This is a genomic window from Kribbella sp. NBC_00889 (assembly GCF_045207705.1).
Lineage (GTDB): Bacteria > Actinomycetota > Actinomycetes > Propionibacteriales > Kribbellaceae > Kribbella.
The window spans coordinates 7,937,058-7,959,389 of the sequence record NZ_CP108783.1 but is presented as its reverse complement, the minus strand read 5'-3'; the positions used below and the strand labels follow the sequence as shown (position 1 = coordinate 7,959,389).

The following is a 22,332-nucleotide window of genomic DNA, read 5'->3' as shown; positions in this document are numbered from 1 at the left end:
AGCCAGGGCCGTCGCCTGTCCCCCGCCGTACGCCGGGGGTGACCTCAGGAAGCCCTCAGGGACGCCTCGGGGGATCTGCCGGATCCTGCGGCACCGCCGGTCGGCCTACTGTCGAGCAGACAACGAGGCGGGGCAGCAGAAGAAGAGGCGGACGATGGCGGAGAGCAAGCAACTGGGGGCTGTGCTTCTGGTGGTCGCGGCGGGACTGGCGTTCTGGACCTTCGGGGACCGGGACTCCGACGACACCCACACGATCGACGATCGGATCACCACCGTCGAGCTGTCCGCCGAGAACGCCGACGTCACGATCAGGGTGTCCGGCGACGACCAGACCACCGTGCAGGAGAAGCGCAAGTACTGGCTCTGGAAGCACGGCGACGCGTACTCCGTCGACAATGGCACGCTGAAGCTCGATGGTGACTGCGGCTGGCAGTGCAGCGCCGACTTCGAGGTGACGGTCCCGCGCGGTACCAAGGTGATCGGCCACAACGGCAGCGGTGACGTGTCCATCGCCGGAGTCAGCGGCGTCGACACGCAGTCCACATCCGGCAAGGTCGAACTCAGCGACATCAGCGGTGACGTGAAGCTCGACCTGACCTCCGGCGACGTCGAGGTGTCGGACCTGACCGGCAAGCTGGACGTGACGGCGAACTCCGGTGACATCGAGGCGCGCGGCCTGAAGGGCGGCCCGGTGAACGTCGAGACCACCTCCGGCGACATCCAGCTCGACCTGGCCGAGGCGAACGACGTACGGGCGAAGGGCACCAGCAGCGACATCGACATCTCCGCGCCGTCGGGTGGTTACAAGGTCAGCACCGAGACCCGCAGCGGCGAGGTCGAGAACCAGCTCGGCAACGACGCCGACGGGTCCCACACCCTCGAGGCGACCACCACCTCCGGCGACATCGACCTTCAGTCGCGCTGACCGTCCGTGTTTACCCTCCGGGTACAGATCGGGTGGCGCAGGCGACAGCGGGCGTTGATGGATAACGCCGCCAACGCGGAGTAGCGTCAGAGTTGTACGGGCGACTTCACTAGGAGGCTCGACATGGGCGAGCGAAGCGAGCACATCATTCGGCACCGCGCACCTCGTGTCTCATGCGCGCCCGGAGCGAAGCGAGGACGCGCATGAGCATCGGTGTGGGGATCTTTCTGATGGTGGTGGGCGCCATTCTGGCGTTCGCGGTCCGGGACTCGTGGGAGGCCGTCGACCTGACCGTCGTGGGCTACATCCTGATGCTCGCCGGCCTGGCCGGCATCGTGCTCTCCTTCTACATCACCAACCGGCGCCGTCGCGTCGAGACCGACGCGATCGACCCCGCGGTCGAGGAGGAGTACCGCGTCGTCGAGGAACACCACCGCGACATCCAGGAGTAGCTCTCAGGCGGTTCCGCCGGATAGCACCAGTTCGAGTCGGGGTGCGCCGTCCGGAGTGACGCGGATCGGGACGCCCCAGTCCTGGCGGTGCATGTGGCAGGCCGGGAACTCGACCTCGGCCGAGTCGTCGCACGACGCCGCCTGGACGGCGACGTGCAGTACGCCGTCCCCGACCCGCTCGTCGATGACGAGCCGGCGGCTCAGATCGGTGGAGTCGCCGGCGCCTTCACGCAGCAGGTTCTCCGGCGTGGACGACACCAGTAGCCGGGTCGACGGTCCGTACCGATCGTCCAGCTTCTGCCCCGGCGGCGGCGTGAAGACGACCTCCAGCGTCACCTCCCCACCTGTGACGTCCATCGGCGGCCGCTGGGTCCTGGTGCTGAACTCGTCCGCCTTCGCCGACGCACCCAGCGGGATCCGGGTCAGCCGATGGGCCGCCGACTCGACCACCAGCAGTTCGTTGCCCACGACAACAGCACCGCTGGGCTCGGCCAGTCCGGTGGCCATCGTGTCGACCACATCGGTGCGCGGGTCATAGCGTCGTACGGCGCCGTTGTACGTGTCGGCAATCACGATCGAGCCGTCCGGGAGAACGGTCACACCGAGCGGGTGCTGGAGTAGGGCCTCGCTCGCCTTGCCGTCGCGCAGGCCGAAGTCGAACAGGCCGCTGCCGACGGCGGTATGCACCTCGGCGTCGATCCAGCGCAGCGCGGAGATCTCGGAGTCGGCCAGCCAGAGCCGGTCCCCGTCCACCGCCAGGCCGCTGGTCTGCGCGAACCACGCCTCGGCCGGGGCGCCGTCCTTCAGCCCCTCGTTGGTGGTGCCGGCGGCAACTTCCGTGACCTTGGTGAACGGGTCGTACGTCCACAACTGGTGGACTCCGGCCATCGCGATCCAGACCTTGTCCTGCCACCAGGCGACATCCCAGGGAGAGCTCAGTACGTCGGTCCCGTCGCCGTCCATCCACTGCCTGCCCGTGCCGACGAGGGTGGTGACCTCGCCGGACTGCAAGGCGATCCCCCGGAGCGCGTGGTTCACCGTGTCCGCGACGACGACGTCGTACCCGAGTCTCGCGGCCTGCTCGTCCGGCAGCAGGGTCAACCCGTTCGGTTCGGCGAACCGTGCCTCCGACGCGCCACCGTCGACGAAACCACGCTCGCCGGTGCCGATCCGCCGTACGACGGTTGTCGCGTCCGCGGCCAGCTCGACGATGCTGTGGTTACCGGCGTCCGCGACCAGGAATCCGTTGTCCAGAGCAACGACCTTCGCGGGGAATCGCAGGTCGGTGGGCTCAGCCGGCGGAGCGACGTACGGGGACTTCCCACGGGTCAACGTGCCCGCCTGCTCGTACTCGGCGATCAGCTCGGCCAGCTGGGCGTCGAGGGCGTGCGCGTGTCCTTCACCGGAGTACTGCGCGACGATGTACCCGTTCGGGTCGACCAGGACCAGCGTCGGCCAGGCCCGTGCGGTGTAGTTCTGCCACGTCACCAGCTCAGGGTCGTCGAGCACCGGGTGGCCGACCTCGTACCGCTCCACCGCCGAGCGGACGGCCGCTTCCTCGCCCTCGTGCGCGAACTTCGGCGAATGCACTCCCACGATCACGAGCGCGTCGCCGTACTTCTCCTCCAGCGGCCGCAACTCGTCCAGCACGTGCAGGCAGTTGATGCAGCAGAACGTCCAGAAATCCAGCAACAGGAACCGCCCCCGGAAGTCCGCGAGCGACAGCTCCCGCCCTCCCGTGTTCAACCACCCACGACCCTTGAGCTCCGGCGCACGCACATGCATCCCACCATTGTCCGCCGCGGCTCAAGAACAGCCGATCCCACCCCACCATCCGGACCGTCCCCCCGCCTCCCCGCCGGTGGTGTACGGATCGACGGGTAGTGCACCGGCGAGACACCGTACACAGAAACGCACGCGCGCTTAGCTGCACTACCTGCCGGCCCGACACTACCTGTCCATCTGCACGCTGCCACCCCAGCCGAGACCGACGACCCACATCAGACAGCAGAACCGGGTATCCCCTGAAATGCAGGGAGGTGCCGGGCGGGGGCGAGGGGTGTGCGGGGCGGCGGGTGTCCGGGGCGGGCGGTTGCGGCGCGCGGGCGGAGGCTGCGGGCGGTTGCGGGCTGTTGCAGGCCGGGTTGCCGAGGTGGTGGGGTGGGGTGGGTCAGCGGGGGAGGACCAGGGTGTCCGTGAGGAGTTTGGCGGTTTTGCGGAGGGTGGCGGGGGACGAGGAGAGGTCGGCGGCGAGGGCGTAGGGGGTGAGGGGTTCGCCGGGGCCGACGAGGCGGTGGCGGTGGGCCAGGAGCCAGACGATGGCGCGCGGCCAGGTGGAGAGGCGGGCCTTGGCGAGCAGATCGGGTGCCTCACGGACCAGGCGCTCGGCGATGTCGAAGGCGTCGGGGGCGTACGCGTTGCCCAGCGTCTCGCCGGCCATCAGCCAGGCGTGCGGGGCGAGGACGGACAGGGTGGCGGCCTGGGACTTGTCGAGACCGTGCAGATCCGGCTGTGGCGGTGATCCGAGACCCGACAAGGCCCGGTACGCGTCCTCCAGGTCGTTGGTGGTGTCGTCGAGGAAGACCCGCTCGCCCGGTTTCGAACCGACCGGGTCGACCATCGCCGCGGCCTCCAGCGCAGGCGTCCACACGTCCACCGCGTCGACCGCCTCGTCGATGGCGTCCAGCGCCAACTGGGTCCGGTCCCCCGCGAACGCCAGCCAGGCCTTGACCACCACCGGCACGGCCTCGAAGTAGGTGCTGTCGGCAAGCACCTTGCGCGGCAGCCAGTGCGCCAGGAAGAGCTCGACTAGTACGGCGCTCACCCGCAGCGGACCGCCGACGGTGTGGTCCACCGCATGGTCGATCCACAGCCGCACGATGTCCGCCGCGTCCCCGGGCAGGCCGGCGCCGTACGGCGACTCGAGGAAGTCGTCGACCAACTGATCCCGCTGCCTCGGTGACAGCAGTGGGCGGACCGGCGGCCGGATCGGGCGGTCCGGCAACTGGGTCAGCCGGTTCACCAGCAGGGCCGAGAAGAACTCGAAGTCCTCGCTGACCGGCGGATCGTCGTAGTCGTTGGTCTCGCCCAGCGCCTGCAGGATGATCCCGGCCGCGGTCGGCGGGCGGACCGACCGGATCGTCACCCGGCCGCCGCGCTGGTACGCCTCCAGCACCCGGTCCACGGGCGGCCCGACGAACACGTCCTTCACGATCGCGCCGATGTTGTTGTCGATGAACACCACCACGGTGTGCGGATGGTGGTCGTCGTCGTAGTCCAGTACGACGCTCAGCCCGTCGCCGCTGATGTCCTCGGACACGATCGCGCTGGTCAGCCGGAACCCGGCGATCCGGGTGACCCACTCCGGCACCTCGGCCTCGGTGCGCAGCCGAGACAGGTGTGCCCGCTGCAGCGGCAACCGGCCGGCCGGGCCGACGGTGCGGGCCAGACTCGTCAGCAGGACAAAGGATTCGAGGTCGCGGCGCTCACCGAGCACCCGCGCGGCATCGGCCCAGAAGAACCGCTCCACCTCGCCGATCTCGTCCGGCCTGCCGGCCGGCCAGAGCTGGTCGGCGAGCATCGCCGCGGACCGCGCGACGGAGGCCTCGGCGATCACCGGGTGCAGGGCTGGCGGCGCGGCGGCCAGGTCGAGGGAGAGCGTTTCCAGCAGGGTTTCCAGCACGGCGACACTCGGCGTGGTGTCGACGTCGACACCAGCCGTGGGTCCGTGGGTCGGGCCCGGCGCCGAATCGACCAGCCGCAGGTGGCTGCGCCTTCCGTCCCGGCCTCGCGGTGACTTGGTCACGTCCGCGACATTACCGTCCGGTCCCAGTCCGCCGCAGGCCACTGCGCGCGTCCTGTGGACAACACGCTCGACACGCCGTCACGGAAACGACTGCGGCCCGTGCTTGGAGTAGCACGGGCCGCGTCGTACGTCGTACCGCCGGTCAGCCCTTCAGGGCACCCGCCATCAGGCCGCCGATGAACCAGCGGCCCAGCAGGATGTAGACCAGCAGGGTCGGGAGCGAGGTGATCAGCGCGCCGGCCATGCTGGCGGCGTAGTCGACCTTCTGCCCGCCGGCGAGAGCCGCCAGGCCCAGAGTCACCGGTCCGTTGTTCTGCTGGGTCAGGAACAGGGCGAACAGGAAGTCGTTCCAGACCGAGGTGAACTGCCAGATCAGCGTCACCACGAACCCGGAGATCGAGATCGGCAGGATGATCCGGAGGTAGGTCTGGATCAGCCCGGCACCGTCCACCCGGGCCGACTCGATGATCTCGTTCGGCACGATCGTGGCGTAGTAGTTCCGGAAGATCAGCGTGCAGATCGGGATGCCGTAGATGCAGTGCGCGATGATCAGCGTCGGCACGCCCCGGGTGACGTCCAGTTCGGTGAACGTCGTCCGCAGCGGCAGCATGATCGCCTGGTAGGGGATGAACATCCCGAACAGGATGAACGCGAACACGATGTTCGCCCCCGGGAACCGCCAGCGCGCCAGCACGAACCCGTTCACGGACCCGATCATCGAGGAGATGATCGCGGCCGGGATCGCCAGTGACAGCGATCGGATCATGTACGGCTGCAGCACGTCCCAGGCCTTGCGCCACGGCTCCAGCGTCCAGGTCGTCGGCAACGACCACTGCGCGGCGGCGGTGGTGTCGGCGGACGTCTTGAAGCTGCCGATCACCACGACGTACACCGGGGTCAGCACGAACAGCAGGAAGAGCAGCAGCAGGAGGTACCGAACGGTCCGGCTGCGCCGGGTCGATCCGTCCGAGATCATCCCGTGCTTCTGCGGCTTCCGGCTGATCGCCGCGGCGGCCTGGCCGGTCGCGGCCTCTACGGCGGTCATTCCTCACTCTCCTGCCGGACGGTGTACGCGACGTACGGGATGACGAGTACGGCGACGACCGCGAGCATCACGATCGCGATCGCGGCCGCCTTGGCCTGGTCACTGCGCAACAAGGTGTTCCACATGTAGATCGAGGGCACCTCGGTGCGGAACTGGTTCGGCCCGGTGATCGCGTAGATCAGGTCGAACAGCTTCAGCGACATGTGGCCGAGGATGATCAGCGCCGACAGGGCGATCGGCGACAGCTGCGGGAACAGCACGTGCCGGTACAGCTTGAACTCCGACGCGCCGTCGACCCGGGCCGCCTCGCGCAGCTCCGGCGGGATCCCCCGGAAGCCGGCCAGGAACAGGGCCATGATGTACCCGGACAGCTGCCACACCGCGGGCAGGGCGATGGCCATCATCGTGGTCCACCGGCTACCCGCGGTCCACCACGGATTCTCCAGGAAGTTCAGATGGAGAATCGAGAACAGCCGGTTCAGCCCGCGTGCGTCGTCACCCTGGGACGGGTTCAGCAACCAGCCCCAGACGACGCCCGAGGCGATCATCGAGATCGCCATCGGGAACAGGTAGATCGACCGGAAGACCGACTCGCCGGGGACGCCCTTCTCCAGCAGGAGCGCCCAGAGCACGCCGAAGATCAGCGTGCCCACGATGAACGCCACCGTGAGCACGCCGAGGTTCTTCAGTGAGTTGAGGAACCGGTCCTCGCTGAACAGGTTCGTGTAGTTCTCGAACCCGACATAGTTGACCGGGCCCTTGCGGGCCGTGTGCCGGTCGGTCAGCGAGGTGTTGAACGTCCAGGCGATCAGCCCGTAGACGAAGTACCCGAGCAGCAGCACGGTCGGCAAGAGCACCAGGGCGCCAGGACCCCAGGTGCGGATTCTTCCGTGCATGCTCAGTCCTCCGGCCCGCGACCGGTCCGCAACTCGATCCGCATCAGTTCGTCTTCATCGCGGCGCCGATGGCGGACTGCAGCTTGGCGACGTCCGGGCTGCCGCTGAACTGGCTCAGTGCGGACAGGATGTCGTTGTTCTGACCCAGCGTGCAGGCTGCACCGTGGGCGCAGGACGGGACGATCGTGTCCTTCTTCCAGTCGGCCATCGCCCCCTGCTGGTACTTCGGGTAGTCCGCCGGCGTTGCGTCCGAGCGGGCCGGAATCGAGCCCTTCTTGGTGTTGAACGCCTTCTGGCCCTCGGCCGAGCCGACGGTCTTCAGCCAGCACTTCGCGCCGTCGGGGTCCGCACCGTTGGTCGGCAGCGTGAACGAGTCCGCCAGGAACTGGAAGGTGCCCGCGGTCCCCGGAGCCGGCCAGTAGGTGTACGCCGAGTCCGGAACCTTGTCGGCCAGCTGCTGCGCGGCGACCCAGTCACCCATCAGCGTGTAGCCGGCCTGGCCCTTGTTCACGTACCCCAGCGCGTCCGGCCAGTCGATCGCCTCGCGGTCCGCGTTGGTGTAGGTCAGCAGCTTCTTGTACTTGTCCAGTGCCGCGGTCACGTCCGCACCGGCCCAGTCGGTCTTGCCGTCCCACAGACCCTTGAACTTGTCCGCTCCGAGGTCCGCCAGCAGCACGGCCTCGACCAGCATCTCCTGCGCGAAGCCCTTGGAGATCGCCAGCGGCGCCTTGACACCCGCGGCCTTCAGCTTGTCCATGTCCGCGATCCACGCGTCCACGCTGGCCGGCGCGGTGGCACCGTCGATGCTGGCCTTCTTCAGCACCGCCGGGTTGGCCCAGACCACGTTGGCGCGGTGGACGTTGGCCGGGATCGAGTAGATCTTGCCGTCGACGGTCAGGTTGTCGATCAGGTTCTGCGGGAAGGCCTTGTCCAGCCCGTAGTCCTTGTACAACTGGCTGACGTCGTCGACCTGCCCGGCGTTGATGTAGTCCTTCAACTCCGCACCGGCGTGCGCCTGGAACGTCGACGGCGGCTTGCCCGCCTGCAGGTCGTTGGCCAGCACCTGCTTGGCGTTCGACCCGGCGCCACCCGCGACCGCGGAGTTGACGAACTTGAAATCCTTGCAGTCGGTGTTGAACACCGAGACCATGCCGTCCAGGCCGGCCTTCTCTCCGCCATCTGCCCACCAGGTGAAGACGGTCACGTCCTTGCTGGCCGCCGAGTCTCCCCCGCCGCCACCGTCGTCGCTGTTCCCGCAGGCGCTGACCGCGAGAAGACCCGCCGCACTCAGCACCGCGAGGGTCTTGCTCAGACCACGCATGTTCACTCTCCGATCACTTGGGTGGAGCCGCCTGTGACAACGATGCCCCCTTGACGGCCCAACTCTGGGCACGCGGCCTGCCGAGTGTCAACGCTCCGCGCAGGCGCGTTGCGCAGCCGTGACCCCGCGCGCCGCACGAGTGTGAGAGCGCGCACATGCGGTGCCCGATCAGGCACCATGAACAGTCGCGTTGCGCGAAACTTTCCTACGGACGCAGCAGAACCTTGATCGCCCGCCGCTCGTGCATGGCTTTGTAGCCCTCGGCCACTTCCGCCAGCGGCAGCTCGAGGTCGAAGACCTTGCCCGGGTCGATCTCGCCCGCCAGTACGTCGGCCAGCAGATCCGGCAGGTACGCCCGCACCGGCGAGGCTCCGCCGGCCAGGCCGATGTTGCGCCGGAACATCAGGCCGATCGGCGCCTCCATACCGTGCGGCACCCCGACGAACCCGACCATCGCCCCGGCCCGCGCGACGTCGAACGCGGTCGTCATCGCCTGCCCGGTCCCGACACACTCCAGCACCGCGTCCGCACCCACCCCGTTGGTCAGTTCGAGTACGGCGTCCCGCGCCGCGTCCCCGCGTTCGGAAATGATGTCCGTGGCACCGAATTCCACGGCAAGCTTCTGACGCGGCTCGTGCCGTGACAACGCCACCACACGCTCGGCTCCCATCCGCTTGGCCGCGAGTACGCCGCACAGTCCGACGGCGCCGTCACCGACCACGACGACCGTGTCGCCGGCCTTCACGCGCGCAGCGCGGGCGGCGTGCCAGCCCGTGCCCATCACGTCGGACAGCGCGAGCAGCGACGGGACCATTGAGTCGTCCGGCGGCTCGGGGGTTGCCACCAGCGTGCCGTCGGCGTACGGAAGCTTGACGTACTCACCCTGGCCGCCGTCGGCCTGGTCGGTGCCGTAGCCGACCCGGTTCTGGCAGGCGGTCTGGTACCCGGCCTGGCAGTTCGGGCAGGTGCCGTCGCTCACCACGAACGGCGTGATCACGAAGTCGCCGGGCTTGACCGTGCGCACCTCGGCGCCGACCTCCTCGACGATCCCGACGAACTCGTGCCCGATCCGCCGCGGCGCCGGCACCGGGCTCTCCCCGCGGTACGGCCAGAGGTCGGACCCACAGATGCACGAGGCAACAATTTTCACCAGAGCATCGCCCGGCCCGTCGATCTTCGGATCCGGGACGTCTTCCAGCCTGATGTCGAACGGGGCATGAAGCATCGTGGCACGCATACCGCTCAGCCTAAACCTGGTGTGCTGTACCGGCCGCGGCGGTGGACCAAGGGTGGGATCTCGTCGGCGGCCAGTTCCACGTGGGCGATCTCCAGCTGGACCTGGAGCGCCCAGCCGACCTCGGGCGGGTCGGGCGTGACCAGGGTGCAGCCGGCCCAGGTGGAGACACCGACCGGAGCCGGGCCCCAGGCGGTGTCCGTCCAGTCGATCATCCGGAACGGACCGCCGGGGGCCGGCGCGACATAGCCGAACGCGTCGGCGAGCTGCTGGTGCGGTGCGCCGAGAAGAGCGACCACCGCGGTCCTTGCCTGACGCAACGTTTCCCAGAGATCCGACTCGGCGTCGATCAACCCGATCACGTAGCCCGGATCACCGTCGGCGACCAGCATGGACGACACCGTGAGCCCCGCGCGTTTCCCGTCGTACGCGCTGGTCCACAGCCCGACCGGCGACGGCAGCCGCCCGCGCAGCCGGCGGACCGGACTGCGCTCGGACTCAGGCGGCAAGAACGGGTGATCGCCGTGGATCGTCATACCCGCACGGTACTTACGGCGCGGTCACGCGGGACGGCAGGGTGAAGCGGTCGATGGGCTGGATGAGCAGGCCGTGGGCGCCGCGGATCGTGTCGGGCCGTCCGTCCGCGTCGAAGGTGAACCTGTACCGCTGCCGGTAGGTGCCGGCGCCGGAGTCGTCGGTCACGAGCAGCGTGTCGCCGTCGGCTTCCAGCACGATCGGCCTGTCCGCCGGATTGCCCTGCGCCGGATCGAGGGCATAGAGCCGGCCACCGAGCAGGACGATGTCGCTGACGCCCCACACGTTGGCGTACCGACCGGTGAAGCGGGCCAGATCGGCCGGGTCGGCCGGACGATCCTTCGACTCGGCCAGATCGAGCAGGCGGAAGAATCCCTCGGCCAACTGCCCGGCGGGACCGTCGATCGAGTTCGTCAGTACGGAGACCGCGATCCCGGCGGACCCGTCGACCATGGACCGGGTGATGTGCCCCGGGTAGCCGCCACCGTGCCCGAACAGCTGCCGGTCGCCGGTCTTCGCGATGTCCAGACCCAGCCCGTAGCGCGGCCAGTCGTCCCGCGTCGTCTGCCACAGCGGGTGCTGCATCTCGCGCTTCGACTTGTCCGTCAGCAGCCGGTCGTCACCGGGCAGGTGCGCGGAGAAGTAGGTCACGAGATCGCGGGCGTTGCCGAAGAAACCGGCCGCCGCGGCCAGCGCGCGGGTGTCGACGTGCTCGATCGGGACCCGCTCCGGCGCGTACGACAGTGCGCTGTAGCCCGCGGCGTACTCCGTCAGCCTGGCCGGATCCAGCTCCGGACCGAGCGCGGACAGGCCGAGCTTGTCCACGATCGCGGTCTGGACATACGAGGCGTACGACGTACCCGCCGCGGCCTCGACGACCAGACCGAGCAGGCCGTAGCCGAGGTTGGTGTACATGAAGCGCTCGTTCTCCCGCATCACGGCCGTGGACTCCTGCCGCAGGACCGCCAGCAGCTGGTCGCGGTCCGGAAAGGTCGTGTCCAGCTGCCACCAATCGGCTTCGTCGCTGTCTCGGGTGATCCCGCCGGCGTGCGCGAGCATCTCGCGGACGGTCCGCTCACCCAGCGGCGCGCCGACGAGCTCGGTGACGTACTGGGACACCTTGTCGTCGAGCCGCAGCTGCCCCTGCTCGACCAGCTGGAACACGGCCGTCGCGGTGAACGTCTTCGAGTGCGACGCGATCCGGAACAGGTGCTGTTCGGTCAGCGGTACGTCGTCCTCCACGTCCGCCATCCCGTACGCCGCCGAGAAGGCGATGCCGTTCCCGGCGTACACCGCGGCCTGGACCCCGGGCACCCGGAGGAAGCGTTGGTTGAACGCGAGCCAGGTGTCGTAGTAGGCGAGTACTTCGCGCAGGTTCTCGGAATCCGAAGCGTCAGACATGACGCCTAGATTGAATCACGCGGAAGCGACTCGCAACGTAGGCGCCGTCGGTGTACGTCGCGTTGGCGGCCGGATTCGCGCCGGTGCCGTGGAAATCGCTGAAAGCAGCCGATTGATTGACGAACACCTGGCCGGTCAGGTTCTCCGACAGCGCGACCCCGGCGTCGAGCGCGGCGTCGCGGGCCTGCTCGAGCACGCCGGCGTCGGTCGAGTAGATCCCGGCGGTCATCGCGCCGCCCTCGGTGACGGTCGACCGGAACAGGTCGATCGACTCCGCGGTGTCCGCGGTTCGCACCAGGAACGACACCGGCCCGAAGCACTCGTGCCCGTACACCTCGTCGTCCTTGGCGTCGATCGCGACCAGCAGCGGCGTACGCACCACCGCGTCCGGGAAGGACGGGTGCTGGATCGCGCGGGACTCCAGCACGACCTCGCCGTACTCCGGGGCGAGCTCGAGCCGGCTGATCACGGCCTGGTTCACGATCCCGCCGAGGATCTCCACCGCGCGGGCGTCGTCGCCGAGCAGCTTGCCCATCGCGCCGGCGATGCCCGCACCGACCTCGTCGAAGGACTTGTGCCCCTCGTCGGTCTCGATCCCACCGGCCGGGACGAAGATGTTCTGGGTGGTGGTGCACATCTGGCCCGAGTACAGCGACAGGGTGAAAGCGAGGTTCCCGCAGAGCGCCTTGAACGCGTCGGTGGAGTCGATGATGACCGCGTTGACGCCGGCCTTCTCGGTGAAGACGGTCGCCTGGGTCGCGTTCTGCTCCAGCCACTCACCGAACTCCGTGCCGCCGGTGAAGTCGATCAGCTTGACCTCGGGCCGCTGGGCCAGCGGCTTGGCCAGGCCGTCACCGGCGCGCTCCACGGCCAGGGTGACCAGGTTCGGGTCGAAGCCGGCCTCGGCGAGCACCTCGCGGCAGACCTCGACGGTGATCGCGAGCGGCAGGACCGCGAGCGGGTGCGGCTTCACCACGACGGCGTTGCCGGTGACCAGCGACGCGAACAGGCCGGGCCACGAGTTCCAGGTCGGGAACGTGTTGCAGCCGATCACCAGCGCGACACCGCGGCCGGTGACGGTGAACGTCTTCTCCATCCGGATCGGATTGCCCTTGGCCGGCTTCTCCCAGGTGGCCTCGGCCGGGTATCGGTTCATCTCGTCGTAGGCGTACGCGACCGCCTCCAGCGCCCGGTCCAGCGCATGCGCGCCGCCGGCCTGGAACGCCATCACGAACGCCTGCCCGCTGGTGTGCTGGACCGCGTTGGCCAGCTCGAACACCCGCTGGTGCAGCCGGGCGAGGATCTCCAGCGTGACCCCGGTCCGGGCGTCGATCCCGGCCTTGCGCCAGTCGGAGATGCCCTGCTGAGCCGCCGCCATCAGCTCGTCCAGCCCATCCTCGACCGTCCGCGGGTAGGCGACGTCCAGGGTGATCCCGAACGGCGACTGCTCGGTGATGACCGTGCCCCGCGACCCTGGGGTGTCCAGGGCGTACGTCGTACTCAGATGGGCCTCGAAGGCGGCCTTGCCGTCGGCGGCCGCCGTCTCGCCGTACACCCGGGGACTGGGAGACTCCGGGAACGCGGAGTGGTAGCCGCGGCCGCGGATGGCCGCGACGGCGGCGTCCAAGCGTTCGCGGTGGGTGGCGAGCCGATCGGTACCGATGGTGGTCATGGCTGCGATGTTACAGTCAACGGCACAATCAGAGATAGGTTGTCACAACAGTAGTTCTCGATGGGGCGAATCCATGGGTGACGAGCTGGCGGCCCGAGTGGCCGCGGCGATGTGGGCGGAGGACACCGCCAGCGCCGGCCTCGGCATGCGGCTGGTCGACGTCGGCGAGGGCACGGCCCGGCTCGAGATGCCGGTGCGGGAGGACATGGTCAACGGGCACGGGATCGCGCATGGTGGATTCGTGTTCAGCCTGGCCGACTCCGCGTTCGCGTTCGCCTGCAACTCGCGCAACCAGGTGACCGTGGCGCAGGCCTGCGACATCGTCTTCGTCGCCCCGGCCCGGCGCGGGGACCTGCTGGTCGCCGAGGCCCGCGAGCGAACCGCCTTCGGCCGGAACGCGATCTACGACGTGACGGTCCGGCGCGGCGACGAGGTGATCGCCGAGTTCCGCGGCCGCAGCCGGCAGTTGTCCGGCACGATACTGGCCCCGGAGGAGGAGTCATGACCCGTGCGGCGTTCCTGGTCGACGGCGTGCGTACGCCGATCGGACGGTACGGCGGTGCGCTCGCGACTGTCCGGCCGGACGATCTGGCCGCGCGTGCGGTGTCCGCGTTGCTGGCCCGGCACAGCTCGCTCGATCCTTCGCTGATCGACGACGTGATCCTCGGCTGCGCGAACCAGGCCGGCGAGGACAACCGCAACGTGGCCCGGATGGCGGTGCTGCTGTCCGGTCTGCCGGTCGAGGTCCCGGGGTCGACGATCAACCGGCTGTGCGGCTCCGGTCTGGACGCGGTCGCCTCGGCCGCGCGTTCGATCGTTGCTGGCGACAACGAGATCGTGATCGCCGGCGGGGTCGAGTCGATGTCGCGGGCGCCGTTCGTGATGCCGAAGGCGGCGACCGCGTTCTCCCGGCAGGCGGAGATCTTCGACACCACGATCGGCTGGCGGTTCGTGAACCCGGTACTGCAGGCGCAGTACGGGATCGACGCGATGCCCGAGACCGCGGAGAACGTGGCCGCGGAGTTCGACGTCTCTCGCGAGGACCAGGATCTGTTCGCGCTACGCAGCCAGCAGCGGGCCGCGAAGGCACAGGCGAACGGGCGGCTGGCCGAGGAGATCGTCCCGGTCGAGGTCCACGGCAAGCGGGGTGCGGTGACGGTCGTCGATACCGACGAGCACCCGCGCGAGACCTCCCTGGAGGCCTTGGCCGGTCTGAAGACGCCGTTCCGCACCCCGGGGACGGTCACCGCCGGCAACGCGTCCGGAGTGAACGACGGCGCGGCTGCTCTGCTGGTGATGAGCGGCGACGCGGTCGATCGCCTCGGCGTCACGCCTCTGGCCCGGATCGCCGGTACGGCGGCCGCCGGGGTGCCGCCGCGGATCATGGGCATCGGCCCGGCGCCCGCCACCCGCAAACTGCTCGCCCGCACCGGCGTCGCGCTGTCCGACATCGGCGCGATCGAACTGAACGAGGCGTTCGCCTCCCAGTCGTTGGCCGTACTGCGTGAGCTCGGCCTCCCCGACGACGCGGAACACGTCAACCCGAACGGCGGCGCTATCGCCCTCGGTCACCCGCTGGGGATGTCCGGCGCCCGCCTCGCTCTCACCGCCGCCTTGGAGCTTCGCCACCGCGAGGCCGGGTACGCGCTCGCAACCATGTGCATCGGAGTGGGTCAGGGCATCGCGACCCTGCTCGCCCGTCCCTGATCGGTAGGTGGTGTGATGCTCGGCGATCCCTGTCCCGATGACCTGCGTGACGACGGCGAACGGCTGTCCGTCGACGAACTCCGGGCCCGTCAGCTGTCGTTGCTGCAGACAACGATCAGGGCGACGTACGAGAACGTCCCGCATTATCGGGCCGCGCTGGACTCGGTCGGCTTCGCGCCGGGCGAGCTGAAGTCGCTGGAGGACCTGAGCCGGTTGCCGTTCACGGCCAAGGCGGATCTGCGCGAGAACTATCCGTTCGGGATGTTCGCCGTACCGCGGTCCGAGGTGGTGCGGGTGCATGCCTCGTCGGGTACGACGGGACGGCCGACGGTGGTCGGGTACACGCGGCGGGATGTGGATACGTGGGCGGACCTGATGGCGCGGTCGATCCGGGCGGCCGGTGGGCGTGCGGGCGATGTGTGCCATGTTGCCTACGGCTACGGTCTGTTCACCGGCGGTCTCGGGGCCCACTACGGTGCCGAGCGGTTGGGGTGCACCGTCGTACCGGTGTCCGGCGGAATGACCGAACGGCAGGTCGACCTGATCCGTGACTTCGGTGCCCGGATCATCATGGTCACCCCGTCGTACTTCCTCGCCATCGTGGACGAACTCGAGGCGCGCGGCCTGGATCCGCGCGACACCTCGCTGCGGATCGGCATCTTCGGCGCCGAACCGTGGACCGAACAGATGCGCACCGAGGTCGAGCAGCGGACCGGGATGCACGCGGTCGACATCTACGGCCTGTCCGAGGTGATGGGTCCGGGGGTCGCGCAGGAATGTGTCGAGACCAAGGACGGCCTGCACATCTGGGAGGACCACTTCTACCCGGAGATCATCGACCCGGTGACCGGCGAGGTCCTGCCGGACGGCGAGATCGGCGAACTGGTCTTCACCACGCTGACCAAGGAAGCCTTTCCGGTACTGCGTTATCGCACGCGGGACCTGACCCGGCTGCTCCCGGGGACGGCACGGCCGGGGATGCGGCGGATGGAGAAGATCACCGGCCGCACCGACGACATGATGATCGTCCGCGGCGTCAACGTGTTCCCCACCCAGATCGAGGAACAGATCCTGCTGGTCGAGGGCCTGACCCCGCACTACCTCTGCGTCCTCACCCGCCCCGGCCGCCTCGACGAACTCACCGTCCAGGTCGAAGCAGCCCCCGGCCTCACCGACCCCACCACCGCCGGCGCTCAACTCGCCCGCCGCATCAAAGACCGGGTAGGCGTCACCGCCACCGTCGAGGTCCTCGCCCCTCACGCCCTGGAACGCTCCCTCGGCAAGGCCAAGCGGATCAAAGACAACCGCTAGGAGTACCTGAGGAGCGTCAGAGGAGTACGTCGGCCTGGGATCGCGGGTGGCCGGCCTTGCGGAAGGCGGGTGGGCGGATGTGGGGGCGGACGAGGGCCTCGACCTCGACGTCCTCGAGGTTGAACTTGGCGGCGATCTCGCGGTACGTCGCCCCGGTGCGGACCCGATCGATGACGTCCTCGACGCGGACCCCGGAGCCTTCGACGAAGGGCTGGCCGCCGGCTCGTTCAGGATCCACGACGACATCCACATCGTGATAGGTGACGAGGCGCAGCGTTCCGGCGTACCCGTCGTCGGCCCAGCCGATCGCGGCCGATCCCCGGCGTAGGACGCCGGGCAGACCGCCCTGGCTGTCGCGGATGCGTTCCCAGCCCTGTTCGCGGCCCCCGGCGGCGATCTCGACGAGCAGATCCCGGCCGTCGTGCGCCAGCCCGGACCACGCCAGCGGGTAGTGCCGCCCGGCGCGCGACCGCAGCGCGATCGCCGCTTCACCGATCGCCTGCAGCGACAACCCGGCGTACCTGAGCTGTCGCAGCATGTGTGTCTCGACCAGCCCGGCGAAGGTGATCGTCGGCTCCCCGCGTCCACCGCTGCCCGCCTCCAGCGCCCCCGACCGCAACCAGTCCCCGAGCGTCGTCGCGGGCAACCCGAGTTGGAGCGCCACCTCGGCACGTGTGTACAGCGGCAGGTCGAACCGTGGATCCACGTCTCACCTCTTCGCGCGGTGCGGGCGCCGTCAAGCACCAGAGTGCCAGAAACCGGGTTTCCGGCCGGGATCCCGGCTGTGTATCGTGCTGCCTGCCGGAGGGATCGGCATCCCCCGGCGGCGGAGAGGAGGTGAGCGCGATGTCGAGTTCGACCGTCGTGCTGCCCGTCCGCCGTACCCGCGGCTGAGACCGGGCGGCTCCATTTCAGTACAGGAGCTTTCAATGACCGAAGTACAGCGTCCGCCGCTGACCGCCGACGAGCGCGTCCAGCTGACCGGATGGCTCGACCTGCAACGTTCCTTCGTCCGGATGAAGTGCCAGGGACTCAGCGAAGAAGATGCCCACCGCAAACTTCTGCCGACGTCGCCGCTGATGACGATGGCCGGCCTGGTCGCGCATCTGCGCTGGAACGAGTACTCGTGGTTCCAGCTCGCCCTGGCCGGCGTCGCCGACACCGGCCAGACCCCGTGGACGGAAGGCGGTCACCCCGACGCCGAGATGTTCGTCGACGACGTACCCATCGCCCAACAGCTGGACGAGTACGACGCCGAGTGCGCGCGATCCAACGAGACCATCGCCGCCCACTCACTCGATGCGCTCGAGCAAGGCCCGTACGCCGCGAAGGGGGACGCGGCGTCCTTGCGCTACATCCTCTGCCACATGATCGAGGAGACCGCGCGCCATGTCGGCCACCTCGACATCATCCGGGAACTCCTCGACGGCACCACCGGCTACACCCGTCCGAACGAGGACCCGGCATGAGGCCGCCACTGACAGCGGACGAACGGACCCAGCTGACCGGCTGGCTCGATCATCTGCGCTCGCTGGTGCGAGTGAAGTGCGAGGGTCTGAGCGAGGCCGACGCACATCGCAGCCTGCTGCCCACCTCGCCGCTCACGACCGTCGCCGGGCTGGTCTCGCACCTGCGCTGGGTCGAGTACTCCTGGTTCACCGAGAACCTCCTCGGTACGCCGGACGAGGGGCAGACCCCCTTTACCGAGGGCGGACATCCCGACGCCGAGATGTTCGTCGACGACGTACCGCTGGCCCAACTGCTCGACGAGTACGACGCCGAATGCGCCCGATCGAACGAGATCGTCGCAGGCTTCGACCTGGGTGACGTCGAACGAGCCGTGGTCCGCGACACCGGGCACGCATCGGTGCGGTACATCGTCTGCCACATGATCGAGGAGACCGCCCGTCACCTCGGGCACCTGGACATCATCCGGGAACTGCTGGACGGCACCACCGGCTACGAGAAGCTGAACTGATCCGAAGACCCGGGGTGGGTGGTCTTCACGCGATGACCACCCACCTCGGTAACCCGGTTACAGCGGCACCGAGTGGTGGATAGGATGTCCGGCATCTGGCACGGGGTAGCGACAAGAGGTGTGATGAGGGAACCCTCCGTACGCCGTTATTCCGGGCGGTCCGTCGAGGAGTGGAAGGCTGCGCGCCGGGAGCGACTGCTCGCCGCCGCGCTGGAGCTGTTCGGGACCGAAGGCTATCCCGCGACATCGGTGGAACGCCTGTGTACACAGGCGAAAGTCTCCACCCGCCACTTCTACCACGAGTTCCAGAACAAGGAAGCCGTGTTGCTCGCCGTGCACGCGCAGGTGATCGAAACGGCGGTGCGGACCACCGGCGACGCGTTGCGCCGGACCGCCGACCGGCCGGTCGCCGAGCGGATCACCGCGGCCGTCGACAGTTACCTGCACACGATCATGGCCGACCTGCGTCAGGCGCGGATCTCGTTCGTCGAAGTGGTCGGTACCAGTCCGGCCGTCGAGGAGCAGCGGATCGCCTTCCGGGAGCTGCTGATCGGCAGCGTGAACGACCTCGGCGAGACCGCCGTCGGCCGCGGCGAGATCAAGCCCAAGGACTTCCGGTTCCTCGGGCTGGCCTTCTTCGGCGCGGTCAACACAGTGGTCTACGACTGGATGCTGACCGACCCGCGACCGCCCGAACAGACGGTGCAGCAGTCCCTGCGTGACCTGGCCGTTCAGCTCATGACGAGCTGACCCGCTTCCGCAGTTCGAGCACCACCTGGTCCCGGGGCAGCGACGCGCCGGCGTCGTACGCGGCGTCGAACGCATCGTTGCCCAGGGCCTCTTGCAACCGGTCGAAGGCGGCCCGGACGTCGGCGTCGGCGACCGTCCGCAGACCGCGCATCGCCGCCGCCATGCCCAGCGTCCGCGCCGCGAGCTCGGGCTCGCCGGCCAGCTCCTCCACGTCTGCGAGGACCTCGACGATGATCGACGCCACCGGCATGTCGTCGGCGGACAGACCGAGCTCGATCGCCTGCTTGCCGTAGCGGCGCGCCTCGTCGAGCTCCTTGCGCGCGACATGCACCCGGCTGAGGTTCGCCAGCATCATCGCCTGGCCTTGCGGCGCCATCCGCTCCACCTCGAGGTCGAGCATCGAGTACGCACGTTCGCCCAGCTCCTTGGCCTCGTCCAGCCGGCCGGTCCGGTAGGCGACACGCGACAGCCCTAGGTACGCCATCCCCTGACCGCCACGTGAGCCCGTTTCCTCGGCCAGCTGCATCGCTCTGGCCAGGTCCGCACGAGCGCCATCGATGTCGCCGAGCTCGAGCCGCTCCGCCGCACTCTGGCCGAGCAGCTGGGACACTCCCTCGGTCGTGCCGAGCTCACCGATCAGGCTGAGGGCCTCGTCCAGCGACTCGAGCGCGCTCTCGTGATCGCCGCGGCTGCCCTGGAAACTCGACAGTCCGCGCAGGGCCATCGAGGTACCCCAGCGATCGCCGATCTGACGGAAGCCGTCCAGCGCCACGCTCAGGTCGGCCGCCATCTGGTCGACCTCGCCGTCGTTCTCGCGGAACATCGCCGTCATCATCACGGCCAGGTTCCGGGTCCAGGGGTCGTCGTGCTCGCGGGCCGCCTCGAGCTCCCGGAACGACGCGACCTTGTCCCGGCGAATCATCGCCCACACGGCGTTCGTGAACATCCCGACGCCGGACTGTGCGACGTACGCGTGACGCCGGCTCAGCCACCGCACCTCGGCCAGCCCGCGGATCGCCTGGTGGAAGTTCGCGCCGGGATCCTCGCTGATGGACAGCGTGCCGATCGAGTACAGCATCAGGGCCATCGCCCGGTCGTGCGGCGAGGTCGGTCCCGGTACGGCGAGCGCCGCCTGCATCCAGCCGACCGCCTCGGACGGACGGCCGCTCATGTTCCAGTACTCGCCCAGCACCGAGACGAGCTGGACCGCGACGCGCGCCGAGCCGGTGTCGATCGCATGGCGGAGCGCGTCGATCAGGTTCTCGTTCTCCGCGGTCAGGCGGGCGATCCACTGGATCTGCTCGCCGGTCCGCAGCTTCGGCTTGGCTTGCCGCAGCAACCGGCTGAAGTACATCGTGTGTGCGTGCCGGAAGCGCTCGCGCTCACCGGCCAGCTCGAGCTGCTCGGCGCCGTACGCCCGGACGGTCTCGAGCATCCGGTACCGCACCGAGCGCTCGCCGGCCGCCGCTTCCACGAGCGATTTGTCGACAAGAGACGCCAGTACGCCGAGGATCGCGTGCGGCGGCAGATTGCGGTCGCTGCACACCTGCTCGGCGGCCTCCAGGGTCGCGCCGCCGGAGAACAGGGACAGCCGTCGGGCCACCGCCTGCTCGTCGGGATCGAGCAGCTCCCAGCTCCACTCCACGACCGCGCGCAACGTCTGATGCCTGGGCAGCGCGGTCCGCGATCCGCTGGTCAGCAGGCGGAAGCGGTCGGCGAGCCGCTCCACGATCAGCTCCGGCGTGAGCGCCCGCAGCCGTGCCGCCGCGAGCTCGATCGCCAGTGGCATGCCGTCCAGCCGGCGGCAGATCTCCGCGACCGCTCCCCGGTTCGCGTCGATCAGGGCGAAGTCCGGTCGTACGGCGCGGGCCCGGTCGACGAACAGCTGGATCGCCGGGTACTCGTCGTCGACCGCGTCCTCGGGCGGCAGCCCCAGCGGGCCGACCGGATGCAGGAGCTCGCCGGGGATGCTCAGCGGCTCACGGCTGGTCGTCAGCACCCGGAGTCGCGGGCAGGCCGCGAGCAACGAGTCGACCAGGGCGGCGACCTCCTGCACGAGGTGCTCGCAGTTGTCCAGCACGAGCAGGACCCGGCGGTCCGCGATGACGTCCACCAGCCGCTCGGTCGCGGCCCTCGACGCCGGGAGCCGCCTCGGTGTCCCCAGTGCGCTCTGCGGAGTGTCGATGTACTCGGTCGCGCCGAGCGCGGACAGGACTGCGGGCGCGACCTCCGCGGCGTCACCGAGTGGCGCGAGCTCGACGAACCAGATGCCGTCGCCGCTCTGCGCAACCAGGGACCGTCCGGTCTCTGTCGCCAGTCTGGTCTTTCCAGCGCCACCAGGACCGACCATGGTCACCAGACGCGTCCCGTTGTTCAGCAGTCGCTCCAGCTCGGCCACGTCCTCGCGGCGGCCGACGAAGCTGGTCATCGGTGCACGCAGGTTGCTGTGTGGCGCCGCAGCGGTCGTCGCCGGCACGACACCGTCGGTCGCCACCGGGTCCACCGAGTCCCCACGCAGTACGGCGACGTGTAGCTCGCGCAGACGGGTCCCGGGGTCCGCACCGAGCTCGTCCGCGAGGGTCGCCCGGACCCGCTCGTACGCCGCCAACGCCTCGGCTTGCCGGCCATCGGCGTACAGGGCTCTGATCAGCAGTTCGTGGACGCGCTCGCGGAGTGGGTGGGCGACGGCGAGGCGTTCGAGCTCGGTGATGCGGTCGCGCGCGTGGCCGCAGCGGACGGCGGCCTCGGCGAGATCCTCGGCCGCGGCGAGCCGGAGCTCACTCAGGCGGTCGGCCTCGACCGATGCGAACGGCAGGTCGCGGAGGTCGGCGAGCGCGTCCCCGCGCCACAGCTTCTCCGCCTGGGTGAGCAGCGCGTGGGCCTTCTCCGGATCGGAGCCGATCAGCCCGCGGCCCCGGCGTACCAGGTCCTCGAACTGGAGGGCGTCGACGCAGTCGGCTCCCATCGTCAGCGTGTAGCCGGCCGGGCCGGACTGGACCGAGACGCTCGACTCGGTGGCCGGCAGGCCGGCGCGCAGGCGGGAGACGAGCGACTGCAGGGCGTTCGCGCTGGGAGCCTCACTGCCCCACAGGCCGTCGACCAGCGTCTCGACGCTCACCGGGCGGCCGGCGCTGAGCGCGAGCCGGGCGAGCAATCCGCGCAGCCGGACCCCGCGGACGTCCAGCGGAGTCCCGTCGGCCGCCCACATCGCGAGAGGCCCAAGCACCGCTATGCGCACACCTCCAGCCTCGCACATGAGGCCGTCCAAATCCCCCTGCCTTTTGTCATCTCCTTCGCATAG

General features: G+C 69.3%; 19 protein-coding genes. 8 read left to right on the top strand and 11 right to left on the bottom strand.

All coding sequences use genetic code 11. The annotated features are described in order from the left end of the window. Positions 1–154: 154 nt before the first annotated feature. Together OG817_RS39125 and OG817_RS39120 are read left to right on the top strand one after the other, a co-directional pair. Positions 155–925 (top strand): DUF4097 family beta strand repeat-containing protein, encoded by a 771-nt coding sequence (locus OG817_RS39125; protein WP_406049998.1) that lies wholly within the window; start codon positions 155–157, stop codon positions 923–925. A gap of 203 nt (positions 926–1,128) precedes the next feature. Continuing rightward, positions 1,129–1,377: a DUF6458 family protein gene (locus OG817_RS39120; protein ID WP_360455356.1), complete on the top strand. Its 249-nt coding sequence runs from the start codon at positions 1,129–1,131 to the stop codon at positions 1,375–1,377. Between the two features lie 3 nt (positions 1,378–1,380). Here the strand turns inward: OG817_RS39120 and OG817_RS39115 are convergent, their stop codons facing one another. The 9 genes from OG817_RS39115 to paaN form a co-directional block, all read right to left on the bottom strand. Beyond that, the gene (locus tag OG817_RS39115; RefSeq protein WP_406049996.1) at positions 1,381–3,162 is read right to left on the bottom strand and encodes an NHL domain-containing thioredoxin family protein; all 1,782 of its coding nucleotides are present in this window, start codon (positions 3,160–3,162) and stop codon (positions 1,381–1,383) included. A 385-nt stretch (positions 3,163–3,547) separates the two neighbouring features. Beyond that, positions 3,548–5,182, bottom strand: coding sequence for a hypothetical protein (locus OG817_RS39110; protein WP_406049995.1), 1,635 nt, complete (start codon positions 5,180–5,182; stop codon positions 3,548–3,550). A 142-nt stretch (positions 5,183–5,324) separates the two neighbouring features. Then, the gene (locus tag OG817_RS39105) at positions 5,325–6,158 is read right to left on the bottom strand and encodes a carbohydrate ABC transporter permease (protein ID WP_396397175.1); all 834 of its coding nucleotides are present in this window, start codon (positions 6,156–6,158) and stop codon (positions 5,325–5,327) included. Positions 6,159–6,223: 65 nt separating this feature from the next. Then, positions 6,224–7,123: a carbohydrate ABC transporter permease gene (locus OG817_RS39100; protein WP_396397004.1), complete on the bottom strand. Its 900-nt coding sequence runs from the start codon at positions 7,121–7,123 to the stop codon at positions 6,224–6,226. A gap of 43 nt (positions 7,124–7,166) precedes the next feature. After that, on the bottom strand, positions 7,167–8,444 hold the full coding sequence (locus tag OG817_RS39095) for an ABC transporter substrate-binding protein (RefSeq protein ID WP_406049994.1): 1,278 nt from the start codon (positions 8,442–8,444) through the stop codon (positions 7,167–7,169). 205 nt (positions 8,445–8,649) lie between these two features. Further along, complete coding sequence (locus OG817_RS39090; RefSeq protein ID WP_360455374.1) at positions 8,650–9,681, bottom strand: zinc-dependent alcohol dehydrogenase family protein; 1,032 nt, start codon at positions 9,679–9,681, stop codon at positions 8,650–8,652. Positions 9,682–9,686: 5 nt separating this feature from the next. Continuing rightward, positions 9,687–10,214, bottom strand: coding sequence for a flavin reductase family protein (locus OG817_RS39085; RefSeq protein WP_396397008.1), 528 nt, complete (start codon positions 10,212–10,214; stop codon positions 9,687–9,689). Positions 10,215–10,227: 13 nt separating this feature from the next. Next, positions 10,228–11,613 (bottom strand): serine hydrolase, encoded by a 1,386-nt coding sequence (locus OG817_RS39080; RefSeq protein ID WP_406049991.1) that lies wholly within the window; start codon positions 11,611–11,613, stop codon positions 10,228–10,230. After that, positions 11,606–13,285: a phenylacetic acid degradation protein PaaN gene (paaN, locus tag OG817_RS39075; RefSeq protein ID WP_406049990.1), complete on the bottom strand. Its 1,680-nt coding sequence runs from the start codon at positions 13,283–13,285 to the stop codon at positions 11,606–11,608. Before paaN ends, OG817_RS39080 begins: the two co-directional genes overlap by 8 nt. Positions 13,286–13,358: 73 nt before the next feature. On the opposite strand from paaN, the gene paaI reads away from it, so the two are divergent. The 3 genes from paaI to paaK are packed head-to-tail and all read left to right on the top strand — an operon-like array spanning position 13,359 to position 16,303. Then, a complete protein-coding gene (gene paaI, locus OG817_RS39070; protein WP_406049989.1) occupies positions 13,359–13,790 on the top strand; it encodes a hydroxyphenylacetyl-CoA thioesterase PaaI in 432 nt (143 codons plus the stop codon). Beyond that, positions 13,787–14,992 (top strand): 3-oxoadipyl-CoA thiolase, encoded by a 1,206-nt coding sequence (gene pcaF / locus OG817_RS39065; protein ID WP_406049988.1) that lies wholly within the window; start codon positions 13,787–13,789, stop codon positions 14,990–14,992. Before paaI ends, pcaF begins: the two co-directional genes overlap by 4 nt. Positions 14,993–15,007: 15 nt before the next feature. Continuing rightward, complete coding sequence (paaK, locus tag OG817_RS39060) at positions 15,008–16,303, top strand: phenylacetate--CoA ligase PaaK (RefSeq protein ID WP_406049987.1); 1,296 nt, start codon at positions 15,008–15,010, stop codon at positions 16,301–16,303. Between the two features lie 16 nt (positions 16,304–16,319). Here paaK and OG817_RS39055 read toward each other — a convergent pair whose 3' ends face one another. After that, the gene (locus OG817_RS39055) at positions 16,320–17,009 is read right to left on the bottom strand and encodes a DUF433 domain-containing protein (RefSeq protein ID WP_406049986.1); all 690 of its coding nucleotides are present in this window, start codon (positions 17,007–17,009) and stop codon (positions 16,320–16,322) included. Positions 17,010–17,232: 223 nt separating this feature from the next. On the opposite strand from OG817_RS39055, the gene OG817_RS39050 reads away from it, so the two are divergent. From OG817_RS39050 to OG817_RS39040, 3 genes are all read left to right on the top strand, one after another. Next, on the top strand, positions 17,233–17,772 hold the full coding sequence (locus tag OG817_RS39050) for a DinB family protein (protein ID WP_406049984.1): 540 nt from the start codon (positions 17,233–17,235) through the stop codon (positions 17,770–17,772). Further along, positions 17,769–18,281 carry a DinB family protein gene (locus tag OG817_RS39045; RefSeq protein ID WP_406049983.1) on the top strand — a complete coding sequence of 171 codons (513 nt, stop codon included), beginning with the start codon at positions 17,769–17,771 and terminating at the stop codon, positions 18,279–18,281. Before OG817_RS39050 ends, OG817_RS39045 begins: the two co-directional genes overlap by 4 nt. Before the next feature lie 123 nt (positions 18,282–18,404). Beyond that, entirely contained in the window at positions 18,405–19,031 is a 627-nt protein-coding gene (locus OG817_RS39040) for a TetR/AcrR family transcriptional regulator (protein ID WP_406049982.1), read from the top strand. On the opposite strand, the gene OG817_RS39035 is transcribed toward OG817_RS39040, so the two are convergent. Next, on the bottom strand, positions 19,018–22,257 hold the full coding sequence (locus tag OG817_RS39035; protein WP_406049981.1) for a BTAD domain-containing putative transcriptional regulator: 3,240 nt from the start codon (positions 22,255–22,257) through the stop codon (positions 19,018–19,020). The genes OG817_RS39040 and OG817_RS39035 overlap by 14 nt on opposite strands. Positions 22,258–22,332 lie beyond the last annotated feature (75 nt).

Coding starts and splice junctions, on each gene's coding strand:
- OG817_RS39125 (WP_406049998.1), top strand. CDS start 155: ATGGCGGAGAGCAAGCAACTGGGGGCTGTGCTTCTGGTGGTCGCGGCG.
- OG817_RS39120 (WP_360455356.1), top strand. CDS start 1,129: ATGAGCATCGGTGTGGGGATCTTTCTGATGGTGGTGGGCGCCATTCTG.
- OG817_RS39115 (WP_406049996.1), bottom strand. CDS start 3,162: ATGCATGTGCGTGCGCCGGAGCTCAAGGGTCGTGGGTGGTTGAACACG.
- OG817_RS39105 (WP_396397175.1), bottom strand. CDS start 6,158: ATGATCTCGGACGGATCGACCCGGCGCAGCCGGACCGTTCGGTACCTC.
- OG817_RS39100 (WP_396397004.1), bottom strand. CDS start 7,123: ATGCACGGAAGAATCCGCACCTGGGGTCCTGGCGCCCTGGTGCTCTTG.
- OG817_RS39095 (WP_406049994.1), bottom strand. CDS start 8,444: ATGCGTGGTCTGAGCAAGACCCTCGCGGTGCTGAGTGCGGCGGGTCTT.
- OG817_RS39090 (WP_360455374.1), bottom strand. CDS start 9,681: ATGCGTGCCACGATGCTTCATGCCCCGTTCGACATCAGGCTGGAAGAC.
- OG817_RS39085 (WP_396397008.1), bottom strand. CDS start 10,214: ATGACGATCCACGGCGATCACCCGTTCTTGCCGCCTGAGTCCGAGCGC.
- OG817_RS39080 (WP_406049991.1), bottom strand. CDS start 11,613: ATGTCTGACGCTTCGGATTCCGAGAACCTGCGCGAAGTACTCGCCTAC.
- paaN (WP_406049990.1), bottom strand. CDS start 13,285: ATGACCACCATCGGTACCGATCGGCTCGCCACCCACCGCGAACGCTTG.
- paaI (WP_406049989.1), top strand. CDS start 13,359: ATGGGTGACGAGCTGGCGGCCCGAGTGGCCGCGGCGATGTGGGCGGAG.
- pcaF (WP_406049988.1), top strand. CDS start 13,787: ATGACCCGTGCGGCGTTCCTGGTCGACGGCGTGCGTACGCCGATCGGA.
- paaK (WP_406049987.1), top strand. CDS start 15,008: ATGCTCGGCGATCCCTGTCCCGATGACCTGCGTGACGACGGCGAACGG.
- OG817_RS39050 (WP_406049984.1), top strand. CDS start 17,233: ATGACCGAAGTACAGCGTCCGCCGCTGACCGCCGACGAGCGCGTCCAG.
- OG817_RS39045 (WP_406049983.1), top strand. CDS start 17,769: ATGAGGCCGCCACTGACAGCGGACGAACGGACCCAGCTGACCGGCTGG.
- OG817_RS39040 (WP_406049982.1), top strand. CDS start 18,405: ATGAGGGAACCCTCCGTACGCCGTTATTCCGGGCGGTCCGTCGAGGAG.